The 15319-nt window shown below is 59.9% G+C and carries 10 protein-coding genes; 4 read left to right on the plus strand and 6 right to left on the minus strand.

Annotation, left to right across the window (positions count from 1 at the left end; translation table 11 throughout):
* Positions 1 to 78: 78 nt before the first annotated feature.
* The 3 genes from AC07VV_RS17455 (at position 79) to AC07VV_RS17465 (ending at position 3428) form a co-directional block, all read left to right on the plus strand.
* Positions 79 to 2094 carry a type VI secretion system Vgr family protein gene (locus tag AC07VV_RS17455; RefSeq protein WP_495036929.1) on the plus strand — a complete coding sequence of 672 codons (2016 nt, stop codon included), beginning with the start codon at positions 79 to 81 and terminating at the stop codon, positions 2092 to 2094.
* Entirely contained in the window at positions 2039 to 2791 is a 753-nt protein-coding gene (locus AC07VV_RS17460; protein ID WP_495036930.1) for a DUF4123 domain-containing protein, read from the plus strand. Before AC07VV_RS17455 ends, AC07VV_RS17460 begins: the two co-directional genes overlap by 56 nt.
* Before the next feature lie 319 nt (positions 2792 to 3110).
* Positions 3111 to 3428, plus strand: a complete 318-nt coding sequence (locus tag AC07VV_RS17465; RefSeq protein WP_495036931.1) for a hypothetical protein — start codon at positions 3111 to 3113, stop codon at positions 3426 to 3428.
* 66 nt (positions 3429 to 3494) lie between these two features.
* Here AC07VV_RS17465 and AC07VV_RS17470 read toward each other — a convergent pair whose 3' ends face one another.
* Positions 3495 to 3908, minus strand: a complete 414-nt coding sequence (locus AC07VV_RS17470) for a T6SS amidase immunity protein Tai4 family protein (protein ID WP_495036932.1) — start codon at positions 3906 to 3908, stop codon at positions 3495 to 3497.
* 122 nt (positions 3909 to 4030) lie between these two features.
* Here AC07VV_RS17470 and AC07VV_RS17475 point away from each other — a divergent pair, with 122 nt between their 5' ends.
* Complete coding sequence (locus AC07VV_RS17475; protein ID WP_007952304.1) at positions 4031 to 4870, plus strand: 23S rRNA (adenine(2030)-N(6))-methyltransferase RlmJ; 840 nt, start codon at positions 4031 to 4033, stop codon at positions 4868 to 4870.
* Positions 4871 to 5036: 166 nt separating this feature from the next.
* On the opposite strand, the gene msrA is transcribed toward AC07VV_RS17475, so the two are convergent.
* From msrA to aceE, 5 genes are all read right to left on the minus strand, one after another.
* Positions 5037 to 5702 carry a peptide-methionine (S)-S-oxide reductase MsrA gene (msrA, locus tag AC07VV_RS17480; protein ID WP_096819876.1) on the minus strand — a complete coding sequence of 222 codons (666 nt, stop codon included), beginning with the start codon at positions 5700 to 5702 and terminating at the stop codon, positions 5037 to 5039.
* 107 nt (positions 5703 to 5809) lie between these two features.
* Positions 5810 to 8506, minus strand: coding sequence for a putative bifunctional diguanylate cyclase/phosphodiesterase (locus AC07VV_RS17485; RefSeq protein WP_493071368.1), 2697 nt, complete (start codon positions 8504 to 8506; stop codon positions 5810 to 5812).
* Positions 8507 to 8744: 238 nt separating this feature from the next.
* Positions 8745 to 10142 (minus strand): alkaline phosphatase D family protein, encoded by a 1398-nt coding sequence (locus tag AC07VV_RS17490; protein ID WP_495036933.1) that lies wholly within the window; start codon positions 10140 to 10142, stop codon positions 8745 to 8747.
* 278 nt (positions 10143 to 10420) lie between these two features.
* Entirely contained in the window at positions 10421 to 12361 is a 1941-nt protein-coding gene (gene aceF, locus AC07VV_RS17495; protein WP_495036934.1) for a dihydrolipoyllysine-residue acetyltransferase, read from the minus strand.
* 11 nt (positions 12362 to 12372) lie between these two features.
* Positions 12373 to 15018 carry a pyruvate dehydrogenase (acetyl-transferring), homodimeric type gene (gene aceE / locus AC07VV_RS17500; RefSeq protein ID WP_096819872.1) on the minus strand — a complete coding sequence of 882 codons (2646 nt, stop codon included), beginning with the start codon at positions 15016 to 15018 and terminating at the stop codon, positions 12373 to 12375.
* Positions 15019 to 15319 lie beyond the last annotated feature (301 nt).

The following is a 15319-nucleotide window of genomic DNA, read 5'->3' on the forward strand; positions in this document are numbered from 1 at the left end:
TGATTTTTCAGTCACCCAACCTGCACCCCTTGCCCCTCATGCAGAATCGCCCGCCCTCATTCTGCAGAGAGACATCGGATGTTCGCGCCTGCCAATCAACCGCGTTTCACGTTGACCGTCGAAGGCGCCCGGTTTGACCTCAAAGTCCTTGAGTTCTCGGGCAAGGAAGCCATCAGCCAGCCCTTTCGCTTCGACCTGGAACTGGTCAGCGAGCGGCCAGACCTGGACCTTGAAAGCCTGCTGCACTGTCAGGCGTTTCTGAGTTTCGATGAAGAGGGTTCCGGTATTCACGGTCAGATCTATCGGGTCGGACAGGGGGATTCCGGCAAGCGTCTGACCCGCTATCACGTCAGCCTTGTTCCACGCCTGGCTTATCTCGGCCATCGGATCAATCAACGAATCTTCCAGCATCAAAGCGTGCCGCAGATCGTGACGCAGATCCTCAAGGATCACTCGATCCTGCGCGATGCCTTCGAATTTCGCCTCGGCAGCGATTACCCGCCCCGTGAATATTGCGTGCAGTACGCCGAGAGCGATCTGGCGTTCATCCAGCGCCTGTGTTCCGAAGTCGGCATTCATTTCCATTTTCAGCACAGCCCGGACGGGCATCTATTGGTGTTTGGCGACGATCAAACCGTATTCCCGCGTCTGGCCGAGCCGACGCTGTACCTGCCGGGCAGCGGGATGGCCGCATCGGCGCCGGCGATCAAGCGCTTCACCGTCCGGGTAGAAACCCGCACCAGCGTGGTCACACGACGTGATTACGACTTCAGCAAACCCCGGCTGTCGCTGCAAAGTCGCTCAGAAAGCGAACAGCGCCCGGTGCTGGAGGATTACCACTTTCCCGGCCAGTTCACCGAGCGCGAAACCGGCAAACAACTGGCCCAGCGCACCCTTGAGCGACATGTCGCCGACTACCGTCAGGCTGAAGGTCGCAGCGATCAATCTGCCTTGGTCAGCGGACATTTCCTGCAACTGACCGAGCATCCGCGCCAGGACTTGAATGACCTCTGGCTGCTGACTGCCGTCGAGCACCATGGACGACAGCCGCAAGTGCTGGAGGAATCGGTCACCAGCGATGGCGATGAATTCCAGGGTTACCGTAATACCTTTCTCGCCACGCCGTGGGACGTGTTCTTCCGTCCACCGATGGGCCCGGAAAAGCCACGGATGCTTGGTTATCAACCGGCCGTGGTTACCGGCCCGAAAGACAGTGAAATCCATTGCGACGAGTACGGCCGGGTCAAGGTGCAACTGGCGTGGGATCGCGACGGTGAACTCAACGAACATTCCAGTTGCTGGCTGCGGGTCGCCAGCGGTTGGGCCCATGACCGTTATGGCAGCGTGCTGATTCCACGGGTCGGCATGGAAGTGCTGGTGGGGTTCATCGATTCCGACGCCGACAAACCGCTGGTCATGGGTTGCCTGCCGAACGCGGCGACGCCGGTGCCGCTGGATCTGCCGGCCGACAAGACCCGCAGTATTTTCCGCAGCCAGAGTAGTCCCGGTGGCGGTGGTTACAACGAATTGCGCATCGAGGATCGCAAAGGCGCCGAGGAAATCTACCTGCGCGCCCAGCGAAACTGGACGCAGCATGTGTTGAATGATCAGCAGGTGCAGGTGGATAACCAGCGCAGCGTCGTTGTCACTGGCCTCGCAAAACACGAACTGAAAGCCGATGAACAGCGCATCACCCACGGCCAGCGCCAGACCGAGGTGAAGCAGGACGACCACCTGACGGTGACCGGCGACCGGCACATCCGCGTGAGCAATCAGGCGATCAATGCCAGTGCGCAATTTCACGTCAGCGCCGGCCAGCAGGTGGTGATTGACGGCGGGGCGAGCGCGACGATTCAGGCGGGCGGGCAGTGGATCAACATCGGCCCCGGCGGGATCTTCAGCAGCGTGCCGATTGTGGTGGGTGGTGCGCCGATGGCGGCGATGAGCGCCGCGCCGACAGTGCCGGGGTTGCCGGAGAAACTGGTGGCGGCGCCGGCTGCGATTCTGACTGCTGCGCAAATCATGAGCCTTAAGGGAGATGCGCCGTTCTGCGAAGAATGCGAGCGCTGTAAGGAGGGAGTCTGTGCAGCCTGATCAATGGTTGAAGGGAGATCCGCTGAAACCATCGGAGCAGTTGTTCGCGATTTTCAGCAGCGCCAGTGCGGTGGGTCCGCTGAAAGCCTGGCCTTCGAATGCGCAGATGCCGAAACCGGTCTGGACGGAAACGATCTATGCCGAGTGGGATGCGGTGATGCCCTATGTGGGAATCGTCGACGCAGGCTGTGAGTTTCTGGATTGGGTGGCGACCACGGAGTCTCGGGACTGGGGCTGGCTGGCGGTTTCTTCGGCGGGGCTTGAGGCGGTGGTCGAGCACTTTCGCAGTTTGACTCAGGTGCTGATGCCGGACGGGAAAGCGGTGTTCTTTCGGTTTTGGGATGGGCGGTTCTTGTTGCCGATCCTTGAGTCCCCCGAGGTGGATGCCGGGAAATTGCTGCCGGTCCTCACCCGAGGATTGGTCAACGGTCAGGCCGTTGAAATCGGGGGCAGGGCACAGGTATCGGGGCGTGAGTTTCCTTGGTGGTCGGTACCGGAAAAACTGCTGGCGCAATTCGGCGGTGATGCTCGAATCAACAATGCCTTGCAGTGGTTGAGCGAGGAGCAGCCGGCGTTATTCGAGGCGTTTCCCGCCGATGTTTTGCGCTGCAAGGTTGTCAGGTTTTTCGAAGTTTCGGCGTCGGACGAATCGTCGGTTTCGGCATTGCAGGACTACTTGCGGGACGAGTCAGAGTGAAATTTCTGGGCAAGGGCTTCGGACGTTTCCTGCGAGTTGCGGCGGTTTGCGTGAACTGGTGGGCGCGGTGGTGCGGGGATAGTCTTTTGGCGGTCACCGCAAATTCGGTGACAGGGCGTGGAAGCCCTTTTATCGTTAGGCGCGTCAAGCTGCACCAGTCAGACGTCTTTGTCGTTTGAGTTTTTGGTGGCTGTGCGCGGGGCGCTTTCGAGTGCGCCGGGTGCCTAACGTCCCGGTCTTCCACACCTGCGTACAGCCGCCACCTAATGCGTGGAAGTGAGAGTTGGCGGCTCCATCCAATACGTTAGGAGTTACTCCTGTGCCAACATTGAAACCCGATCCACCCTACGAACCCTTCATCCCCCACCCCAGCAACCGCCTCATGGCGCTGACCAGCAACTGCAACGACATGCCCACCCTGTTCATCGACACCCACGCCCCGCTCGACATCCTGATGGACGCCGCCAACTACCGCATCCGCGCGGTCATCCAGGTCCTGGAAAACATGTGCATGCGCGGCTCGGTCGAGTGCGACTCGGTCATCCTGAGCGACTTTGCCCAGCTCTGCGTGATTCCGTTGCGCGACGGCTGTGATGTGTTGGATGTGATTGGAAAGCGCCTACGAACGCAGGCCTGACAGACCCTGCAAACTCCCTCGCCACAACAGCAAACTCAAAGGATCGCCCGGTCTACCGTTTGGTGGTCATTGCGAGACGTAAGCGTCCTGGGTCTTGATGAAACGGTCGAAAGCTTGGGAGTTGTAAACCTCAAGGCACGCGTAAAACACGACTTTGCGATTCGAGTGCTTGCTGGCCGACGGTGTCTGATCGTAGGCCGCGAGCATGTAGTCTCTGGTTTCCTTGTAGGGATCGTGCAGGACATGCAGCGTGTCTTCATTCTGAACAACGGTGTGCAGGCCTTTGCCCATGAACGAGTACGCTCCGGCGGAGAGTCCGATGTCTTTTTCCAGTGCAGATTGTTCTTTGAATGGCGCCAGGATGCAGTGGCTCAAGCCGTAGTTCTTTAGATTCTGGCGTGCTTGTTCGGTGTGTTCTTCGTCAGCGAAGGCGTGAAATGAACCCAGCAGGCACAGGAGGGCAATGATCCGGCGGTACATGATTTTCAGACTTCCTGTCAGGTGGTTGCGGCCAGTGTAACGCCGGGAACGCCCACTCAGCCCCCAACCCCTGACTTGCCGCCCGGTAAAAGGTAAACTTCACGGCCCTCGCAGGAGCAGCCATGAATTATCGTCACGCCTTCCATGCCGGCAATCACGCCGATGTGTTCAAACACCTGACCTTGACCCGCCTCATCGCCCTGATGTCGCGCAAGGAGCAGCCGTTTGCCTATCTCGACAGCCACGCCGGCATCGGTCTGTATGACCTGCAGGGCGATCAGGCCAACCGTACCGGCGAGTACCTGGAAGGCATCGCGCGCTTGTGGGACCAGCCGGATCTGCCGGCGCTGACTGCCGACTATATGAAAGTGCTGCACGAGATGAACCCGGATGGCCAGTTGCGCTATTACCCGGGCTCGCCGGAGCTGGCGCGGCGTCTGACCCGGCCGCAGGACCGGGTGATGCTCAACGAGAAGCACCCCGAAGACGGCGTTTTGCTCAAGGACAACATGGCCGGCGATCGTCGGGTCAAAGTGCATCTGGGCGAGGGCTGGCATGTCGCCCGCGCGATGTTGCCAGTGCAGGAGAAACGCGCGGTGATGTTGATTGATCCGCCGTTCGAACAGCTCGATGAAATGCAGCGTTGTGCAGCGTCGATGAAAGAGGCCATTGGCCGGATGCGCCAAACCGTGGCGGCCATCTGGTATCCGGTGAAGGACCAGCGCGCGCTGCGTCGTTTCTATCAGGATCTGGCCGGCACCGGTGCGCCGAAACTGCTGCGGGTCGAACTGCTGGTACATCCGCTGGACACGCCGAACAGTCTGAACGGTTCCGGGCTGGCGATTGCCAATCCGCCGTGGGGGCTGGAGGAAGAATTGCGTGAGCTGCTGCCGTGGCTGTCCAAGAAACTTGGGCAGACCCAGGGTGGGTGGCAGATGGATTGGTTGATCGCCGAGAGCTGATTCGCAGAGTTTGTGGCGAGGGAGCTTGTCGAGTCGTCGCACCGTCCCGCTCGGCTGCGCAGCAGTCGTAAAATCGGAGAGCCGGTTCTTCTTGAAGAACGCGTTCACCGGTTTTGGGGGCGCTTCGCACCCCAGCGGGAGCAAGCTCCCTCGCCACAGTTTTAGGTCAGTTACCCGCCAGACTCGGTGGCATGCAAACGCCAGTGCCGCCAATCCCGCAGTAGCCTTCCGGGTTTTTCGCCAGATACTGCTGGTGATAGGTCTCTGCGAAGTAAACGGTCGGGGCCTGTTCAATCTCGGTGCTGATTTCACCCAGGCCTGCCTTCGACAGCTCAGCCTGATAAACGGCTTTGCTCTTCAGCGCCGCATCCAGTTGCTCCGGATGGGTCGCGTAGATCACCGAACGGTACTGAGTGCCGATGTCATTGCCCTGACGCATGCCCTGCGTCGGGTTGTGCAGTTCCCAGAACATTGTCAGCAGCTCTTCGTAGCTGACCTTGTCTTTGTCGAAAACCACTAGCACCACTTCCGAGTGACCGGTCAGGCCCGAGCAGACTTCTTCGTAGGTCGGGTTCGGCGTGAAGCCGCCGGCGTAACCGACCACGGTGCTGACTACGCCTTCACGCTGCCAGAAGCGACGTTCCGCACCCCAGAAACAGCCCAGTCCGAAAATCGCGAAATCGACGTCCTGGAAGAACGGGCCAAGCAGCGGCGTGTCTTTGAAGACGAAATGGTTTTCAGGCAGGGTCATCGCGGTTTCGCGGCCAGGCAGAGCTTGTTCTTTAGTCGGTAGCACGTTTTTGTTCACCAGAATTTCCGAGCGCAGAACCATGATCGTTCCTCTCAGTCAGGATGGGATGTCAATTACACAGACCACCAGTGTGCCCAATGATGCCCAGTTAATCACTAGTCAAAATGTGCGGGTACTTTGGTTGTGGTTTACAGAGGGAGAGGGCCGCGCGGGTAGCGCTTGAGCGCCTGGATCAGCTCGGCGCCCGGAATCGGCCGGTCGAACAGGTAGCCCTGGCCGACGTCGCAGCGGTGCCGACGCAGGAACGCCAGTTGCTCGGCGGTCTCGATGCCTTCGGCCACGACCTTGAGTTTCAGGTTGTGGGCCATGGCGATCACGGCGGAGGTGATCTCCATGTCGTCCTGGTTGTCCGGGATTTCGTGGATGAAGCTGCGATCGATCTTGATGATGTCGATCGGGAATTTTTTCAGGTAACTGAGCGACGAGTAACCGGTGCCGAAGTCGTCCATGGCCAGGGTCAGGCCCAGGCGCTTGAGCTGGTCGAGCTGCAAGTGGGTGTCTTCGGTGGCTTCCAGCAGCAGGCCTTCGGTCAGTTCCAGTTCCAGCAGATTGGCCGGCAGCGCTTCTTCCTTGAGGATGTTGGCGATGGAGGCCACCAGATCCGGGTCGGAAAACTGCTTGGGCGACAGGTTGATCGCCACTTGCAGGTTGCCCATGCCCGCAGCAGTCAGCGCCTTGCTCATGCGGCAGGCCTGGCGGGCGATCCACTTGCCGATCGGGATGATCAGGCCGGTTTCCTCGGCCACGCTGATGAACTGGTCCGGGCGGATCATGCCGCGCTCCGGGTGGTTCCAGCGCAGCAGCGCTTCCATGCCCAGCAACCGGCCGCTGCGCAGGCACAGCTTCGGCTGGTAGAACACGTCCAGCTCGTTCTGGGTCAGGGCGCGGCGCAGGTTGTTCTCGACGAACAGTTTGTAGCTGGCCTCGGCGTTCAGCGCTTCGGTGAACACCTGCACCTGATGTTTGCCGTTGGCCTTGGCCTTGTGCAGGGCGAGGCCGGCGTTGCGCATCAGGGTCTGCGGGTCGCGGCCGTGCAGCGGCGCGCAGGCCAGGCCCACGGAGCCTGTGACACTGATCAACTGGTTGTCGACGAACATCGGTTTGTCGAGGGTCAGCAGCAATTGGCTGGCGATCTGTTGGCCGGCTTCGAGGTCGGTGTTGTCGAGCAACACCGCGAATTCGTTACTGGCGAATCGCGCCAGGCTGCCGCTCGGGCTCAGGCTGTTGCGTAGGCGCCGGGCCAGGCTGATCAACAGTTTGTCGCCGGTCTGGTGGCCGAGGCTGTCGTTGATCCGCTTGAAGTTGTCGATGTCCACCAGCAGCAGGCTGATCGGGGTATCGCTGTCTCGGGCGAAGCGCTCATCCAGATTGCGGATAAATGCAGGGCGGTTGCCGAGGTTGGTCAGGTTGTCGGTGTAAGCCAGACGCTCGATGCGCTGCTGCGCCAGTTTGGTCTGGGTGATGTCTTCGTAGATGCCGATGTAGTGCGTCAGCTCACGGTTGTCGCCGTAGACCTTGGAAATCGACAACTGGCCCCAGTAGGGTTCGAGGTTTTTGCGGCGGCTCTTGAATTCGCCCTGCCAGCTGTTGCTCTTGGCCAGCGCCGAGGGCGCGTCGAACAACAGCTCGCTGAGGTTTTCCAGGGCCGGCAGTTCCGACAGGCGCTGGCCGTGGACTTCCTCGGTGGTGTACTGGGTGATCGCCGTAAAGCTCGGGTTGACGTACTCGACCACGCCGTCGCAATTGACCAGCAAAAAGGCGTTGGCACTTTGCTCGACCGCGCGCTGGAACAGGTGCAGGGCGCTGGTGGCGGTGCGGCGGTTGTGATTGTTGATGACCTGGGCGAATTGGTCGGCCAGCTCACCGGCAAAGGCGATTTCGTCGGACTGCCAGGCGCGGGTGACGCCGGTCTGCTCCAGGCACAGCACGCCGACCACCTGGCCGTCGACACGGATGCTGGCGTCGAGCATGGCGTTGACGTCACGCGGACGCAGGGCTTCGGCCATTTCCCGGGTACGTGGGTCGCGCATCGCGTTGTGCGCGTCGATGGCGCGGCTGCCGTGCAGCGCGTCCATGTAATCGGGGAAGCCGCTGACGTCGATCACCTCCGGCAGGATGTATTCCTGGGTGGCGCGGTGATAGGCGGAAATCGGCACCAGCTTCTGGCCTTCGAGGTTCCACAGGCTGGCGCAGTCGATTTCATAGATATCGCAGGCGCAGCGGGTGATCAGTTCGGCGGCTTCTTGCAGGGAGTTCTGGCTGCTGTAGCGCTGGCGGGCCAGCAGCAGGATCAGGTCCTGCTGGGCGCGCACCCGCTCCAGATGCTGCAGTTGTTCCTGCTGGGCACGCTGATTGAGCTCAAGGGCGATTTGCAGGCGCGAGTTCTGGGTTTCAAGGTCGACGGACGGCAATGCTGGCGCTTCGTCGAACACGTCGTCGACCGCCAGCAGGTAACCGCGCAGCAGGTGACGGTTGTGCTGCTTGTAGGCTTCACCGAGTTCGAGAATGCTCAGCGCCCCGGCGGCGGTGTGCAGGGTGTAGCGCACCAGATAATGCGGGCTGTCGCGCAGTTGTTGCTGGATCGCGTCGTGCAGCTGATAGCGCGCCTCGGGCTCCATCAGGCTGGCGTAGGGCGAACCGACCAAAGCGCAGAGTTCGACGGCGGGCTGGCCGAACTGTCGTTCACAGTTGGGATCGAGAAACAGCATCGCCCAGCTGGCTTCATTCAGGCGCTCGAAACGCAGCATGCCGAGCCGCGAGGGCACAGGCAACTGCGTCACTACCTCGGCCACCATACGGCTGGCGGCATCGGGTTGGCTCTTCATGAAGGGAACTCGCTTGGAAATTTGCTGAACGCGCCGGGCTCTCGCCCTCTTTACTGTTGCCTGCGGCAAGGTTGCATCATTGCGGCACCGACTGACAAGAGACATGAAGGCCAAGTGCTATAAGAATATGTCGGCTGCGCTGAACATTTCTCCAGCGGGCGCTGGAAAGTAATGCAGCGGCGCGCTGAGAGTGCCGTTCCAGAGCCTTCTGGCGTCCGGAACGGCGACATTTTTCATTTCAGTGCAGTGGAATATCGATTGATTGCAAGTGTTTACCATCCCGGTCGTGGTAGTTGACCCGGATGTGTTCGGCTTCGACCAGCATGTGGGCAAAATTGTCCTGGCTGACGACCTTGCTGGTCAGTGTGTGCCGGTATTCTCCCGCGTCCGTGCGAGCCAGCGGCTGATCGAGAATGAACGTCGATGCCGTGGCGTACGGCAGCAGTTTGCTGTTGCTCAGCGGCGAAGAGACGACGGTGTTTACTTCGAAGTCCGAGTCTTCACTGTGAGTCAGACGACTGGTCAGCGAGCCATGCACATCCCCGGAGATGAATACGACGTTCCTGATTCTATGCCTGCGGATGATTTCCAGCAGACGCAGGCGCTGCTCGGGGAAGCCCATCCAGGCATCCTCGCCGTTCGTTCTGCGATCCGGGTAAAACATGACGCCGGTGACCACGAACTTGACCCGCGCAGGGCTTTCGACCAGCCACTTGCACAAGGCCTGTTCCTGCTCTTCATCCAGGATGCGGCGGTTCTCGCTGGATAAGTTGCGACGGGTTCGGCTATCGGTCACAAACCATTCGATATCGCCATCGCTGAATTGATACCAATAGTGCTTCAGCGAAGAATGATCTACTTGGCCGTTAGTTGTCAGCGAGCAGGCCGGGCTGTGACTGGCCTGATAAATTTCATAAGCCGTCATTGCATTGTGAAACAGCGCTGTGTCGGGTGTGTCGGCATTCGCCGGCCAGTTATCTTCTATTTCATGGTCATCCAGAATCATGTAAGTCGAAGTGCCTGACATCAGTCGTTGAATGTTGGGCTGAGAGAAAGCCGCGCGATATTTGGCAATGATCTCGTTATATTCGCGGTCGGGTGCAATCAGGTTCAAATCATCGGCGTAGATCTGGTCACCGCTCATCATGATTGCGCTGACCGCCGGTTGTGCGCCCTCGATCAGTTGGCTGATCGAGGCGAAGATCCGGTCGCCCAGTTGCGGGAGCACGGGGATACCGGCGGTCAGTCGCAAGCAACGGCAAGAGCCGAGGATGTAGGCCCGTGGTTGCAGAGGCTGGCTGCTGCGGGTGCGAAAGCGATAGGTTTCCCGTGGCCATTGCAATGGCAGTTCCGCCACGCTTTCAATCGTGTGGGCCGGGCTCATCGGGCTGAACCAGCCGGTCTGGTATTCGTAGTCGGTGTCGGGGTTCAAGTTATCGAGCACCAGGACACCGGACTGGTCACGGCTGGCATCCAGTTTGACAAACAACCCCTTCAGCCATTGTTTCGAATCAGTTATCCGGTAGCGAATGCCCGCAAATACTGCGGCGCTGTTTTTCAGGTCGCCGCGAACAAAAATTCTTGCCTGATGAGTTGTGGTGTGGCCAATGATCGGGCCGGCAGTAGGCTTTAGCATGTTCGAATCCATTCGAATAAGTGTAAGTTGAATATGAGGTTATCCAACTTTGTTGGTTAACTTCGGCGCGCCAAGGTTAGTTGTCTGCTGCTTAAAAATATTGACAGAAAATGGACTTGGGCCGTGGCTGAAGTCAGCGCAAGTTGTGGGAAAAGTGCGGGCGGCAGTTATTTCAGGCAAAAAAAAGCCCCGCCAAACTGACGGGGTTGAGGTACGAGCGTGTGGCGCTCGAAAACGTGGAACCCGGTTGGCCCTCCGTTGCCGGAGGGCCAAGCGGTTTACAGCAGGATGGTGCGGATGTCCGCCAGCAGGCTGCTCAGACGCTGGGTGAAGCGTGCGGCAGCGGCGCCGTTGATCACACGGTGATCGTAGGACAGCGACAGTGGCAGCATCAGTTTCGGCTGGAAGGCTTTGCCGTCCCAGACTGGCTGGATGGTTGCCTTGGAAACACCGAGGATCGCCACTTCCGGCGCGTTGACGATCGGCGTGAAGCCGGTGCCGCCAATGTGGCCGAGGCTGGAAATGGTGAAGCAGGCGCCTTGCATGTCGTCAGCGGTGAGCTTCTTGTCGCGGGCCTTGGCGGCCAGCGCAGCGGCTTCGGCTGCCAGTTGCAGCAGGCTCTTCTGGTCGACGTTCTTGATGACCGGTACCAGCAGGCCATCCGGGGTGTCGACGGCGAAGCCGATGTTCACGTACTTCTTGCGAATGATCGCCTTGCCGCTTGGTGCCAGCGAACTGTTGAAGTCCGGCAGCTCCTTGAGCATGTGCGCGCAGGACTTGAGCAGCAGCGGCAGGATGGTCAGCTTGACGCCAGCCTTCTCTGCAACGGCTTTCTGAGCGATACGGAACGCTTCCAGCTCGGTGATATCAGCCGAATCGAACTGAGTCACGTGCGGGATGTTCAGCCAGCTGCGGTGCAGGCTCGACGCACCGATCTGCATCAGGCGAGTCATCGGCACTTCTTCGATTTCGCCGAAACGGCTGAAGTCGACGACCGGAATCGGCGGGATGCCCGCGCCACCGGTTGCGCCAGCAGCAGCGGCCGGTGCTTCCTTGGCCTTCTGCATCATGGCTTTGACGTAAGTCTGCACGTCTTCTTTCAGGATGCGACCGTGCGGACCGCTGGCGCCGACAGCGCTCAGCTCGACGCCGAACTCGCGAGCCAGTTGACGCACGGCAGGGCCGGCGTGAACTTTGGCGCCCGGCTTGGCTGGAGCAGCAACCGGAGCGGCAGCAGCAGGTGCAGCGGCAGCCGGAGCAGCAGCGGCAGCTGGAGCCGGGGCAGCAGCCGGAGCAGCGCCTTTGACTTTCAGCTTGAGGATCAGATCGCCAGTGCCGACTTCGTCGTCCAGCTTGATGGAAATGCTTTCCACCACGCCAGCGGCAGGCGACGGGATTTCCATGCTTGCCTTGTCGGATTCCAGGGTGATCAGCGACTGGTCGGCTTCAACGCTGTCGCCAGCCTTGACCAACACTTCGATGATCTTGGCCTTGCCGGCCGAACCGATGTCCGGAACGTGGATGTCCTGAACGCTGTCGGCAACCGGTGCGGCAGGTGCAGCGACCGGAGCCGGCGCAGCAGCAGCAGCAGCGGCTGGAGCAGCAGCCTGGGCCGGAGCGGCTGCAGCAGGGGCCGCAGCACCCGCCACTTCCAGATCCAGAATCAGGTCGCCAGTGCCGACTTCATCGTTCAACTTGACGCTGATGGCCTTGACCACGCCAGCGGCAGGCGAAGGGATTTCCATGCTCGCCTTGTCGGATTCCAGGGTGATCAGCGACTGATCAGCCTCGACCTTGTCGCCGACCTTGACCTGGATCTCGATGATCTGTGCCTTGCCCGACGAACCGATGTCCGGCACGTGCACTTGCTGAACCGAAGCGGCAGCAGGTGCAGCGGCTGGCGCGGCGGCAGCAGGAGCGGCGGCCGGTTTGGCTTCAGCCTTGGCAGCAGGAGCAGCGGCAGGCGCCGGGGCCGCTTGCGCGGCGCCCTCGACTTCCAGTTCCAGCAGTTCGTCGCCTTCTTTCAGGCGATCGCCCAGCTTCACTTTCAGGCTCTTGATGACGCCGGCCTTCGGGGCCGGCACTTCCATGCTGGCCTTGTCCGATTCCAGAGTCAGGATGCTCTGGTCGGCTTCGATACGGTCGCCGACCTTCACAAACAGTTCGATTACTTCACCTTCACCGCTGCCGATGTCAGGTACGCGAATGAGTTCGCTCACAGAGTTTCTCCTCAGCAGTCCAGTGGGTTGCGTTTTTCCGGGTCGATACCGAACTTGGTGATGGCCTCGGCCACGACTTTAGGTTCGATATCACCACGGTCAGCCAGTGCTTCCAGGGCTGCCAACACCACGAAATGACGGTCGACTTCGAAGAAATGACGCAGTTTCTTGCGGCTGTCGCTGCGGCCGAAACCGTCGGTGCCCAGGACTTTGAATTCCTTGGACGGTACCCACTGACGGATCTGCTCGGCGAACAGTTTCATGTAGTCGGTAGAAGCGATGACCGGACCCTTACGGCCGCTCAGGCACTCTTCGACGTAGCTGCGCTTAGGCTTCTGGCCTGGTTTCAGACGGTTGCTGCGCTCTACGGCCAGGCCGTCGCGACGCAGTTCGTTGAAGCTGGTGACGCTCCACACGTCGGCACCGACGTTGAACTCTTCACGCAGGATCTTCGCCGCTTCACGGACTTCACGCAGGATGGTGCCGGAGCCCATCAGTTGTACGTGGTGCGCCGCTTCGCGGGTGTCTTCTTCCAGCAGGTACATGCCTTTCTTGATGCCTTCTTCGGCACCGGCCGGCATGGCTGGCTGCTGGTAGGACTCGTTCATTACGGTGATGTAATAGAAGATGTCCTGTTGCTCTTCGGTCATCTTCTTCATGCCGTCCTGAATGATCACCGCCAGCTCGTAGCCGTAGGTCGGATCGTAGGTGCGGCAGTTCGGGATGGTGGCAGCCAGCAGGTGGCTGTGACCGTCTTCGTGCTGCAGGCCTTCACCGTTCAGGGTGGTGCGGCCGGCGGTGCCGCCGATCAGGAAGCCACGGGTACGGCTGTCGCCGGCAGCCCAGGCCAGATCGCCGATACGCTGGAAGCCGAACATCGAGTAGAAGATGTAGAACGGCAGCATTGGCTGGTTGTGGCTGGAGTACGAAGTACCGGCCGCGATGAAGGAGCTCATGGCGCCCGCTTCGTTGATGCCTTCTTCAAGGATCTGACCTTTCTGGTCTTCCTTGTAGAACATCACCTGGTCTTTATCGACTGGCTCGTAGAGCTGACCGACGGACGAGTAGATGCCCAGCTGACGGAACATGCCTTCCATACCGAAGGTACGGGCTTCGTCCGGGATGATCGGAACGATGCGCGGGCCGATTTCCTTGTCCTTGACCAGTTGCGCGAGGATCCGCACGAACGCCATGGTGGTGGAAATTTCACGGTCGCCCGAACCGTCGAGGATTGCCTTGAGGGTATCCAGGTCCGGAGTCGGTACGCTGAAGCTCTGTGCGCGGCGCTGAGGGACGAAACCGCCCAGTGCAGTGCGACGCTCGGCCAGGTAACGGGCTTCGGCGCTGTTTGGCTCTGGCTTGAAGAACGGCAGGTTTTCCAGCTCTTCATCCTTGACCGGGATGTCGAAGCGGTCGCGGAACAGCTTCAGGCTGTCGACGTCGACTTTCTTGGTGTTGTGCGCGGTGTTCTTCGCTTCGCCCGCACCGGTGCCGTAACCCTTGATGGTCTTGGCCAGGATGACGGTCGGTTGTTCTTTGTGGTTGACCGCTTCGTGGTACGCCGCGTAGACCTTGTACGGGTCGTGGCCGCCACGGTTGAGTTTCCAGATCTCGTCGTCGGACAGGTCTGCAACCATCGCCTTGAGTTCAGGCGTGTTGAAGAAGTGTTCACGCACGAACGCGCCGTCTTTGGCCTTGTAGTTCTGGTACTCGCCGTCGATGACTTCGTCCATGCGACGTTGCAGGATGCCGTCGACGTCCTTGGCCAGCAGTGGGTCCCAGAAACGGCCCCAGATGACTTTGGTCACGTTCCACTGAGCACCGCGGAACACACCTTCGAGTTCCTGGATGATCTTGCCGTTGCCGCGAACCGGGCCGTCGAGGCGCTGCAGGTTGCAGTTGATGACGAAGATCAGGTTGTCCAGCTTCTCGCGGCCGGCCAGGGAGATGGCGCCCAGGGATTCCGGCTCGTCGCACTCGCCGTCGCCCAGGAAGCACCAGACTTTCTGTTTGCCCGGCTGGATGAAGCCGCGGTGTTCCAGGTACTTCATGAAGCGAGCCTGGTAGATCGCCTGGATCGGGCCCAGACCCATCGAAACGGTCGGGAACTGCCAGAAGTCAGGCATCAGCCAAGGGTGCGGGTAGGACGACAGGCCCTGACCGTCGACTTCCTGGCGGAAGTTGTTCATCTGGTCTTCGGTGATGCGGCCTTCCATGAACGCACGGGCGTAAACGCCTGGCGAGGTGTGGCCCTGGAAGTAGATCAGGTCGCCGCCGTGTTCGTCGGTCGGGGCCTGGAAGAAGTAGTTGAAGCCGATGTCGTACAGGGTCGCGCTGGAGGCGAAGCTGGAGATGTGACCGCCCAGGTCAGAATCTTTCAGGTTCGTACGCATTACCATGGCCATCGCGTTCCAGCGTACCAGCGAGCGAATGCGGCGTTCCATGAACAGGTCGCCAGGCATGCGTGCTTCGTGGGTAACGGGAATCGTGTTGCGGTAAGGCGTGGTGATGGCGTAAGGCAGTTGCGAGCCGCTGCGGGTCGCGAGTTCGCCCATACGGGTCATCAGATAGTGAGCACGGTCTTCGCCTTCTTTGTCGAGAACCGATTCCAGGGCGTCCAGCCATTCCTGGGTTTCGACGGGATCGAGGTCTTGCATGGCTTGCTCCAGGGCGGAAAGGCTTCCAGAATCGGTTGCCTGAGTTTGCGACTGGCCTTGTGGGCAGACGATTTAAAATTCTTGGATTGCCGACAGGTTGTTCCGGCGGCGTGTAGTTTTACTACAAATCATCCGGCATTTCAGCCTTTCGAATGTATAGACGAGTAGTAAAACTACAGATGAAAGGCTTGTGGCCTCCGACTGCGTTGTGAGAATAATCGTTAAGGTTGCTCTTTAGCCATCCGAAAAAGGTGAAAGTTTGATGTTGGCTGCCAAAGAAAAAGAAATTTCAGCTATTTCT

The sequence above is a fragment of the Pseudomonas sp. GW821-FHT02C04 genome (genome assembly GCF_059421845.1).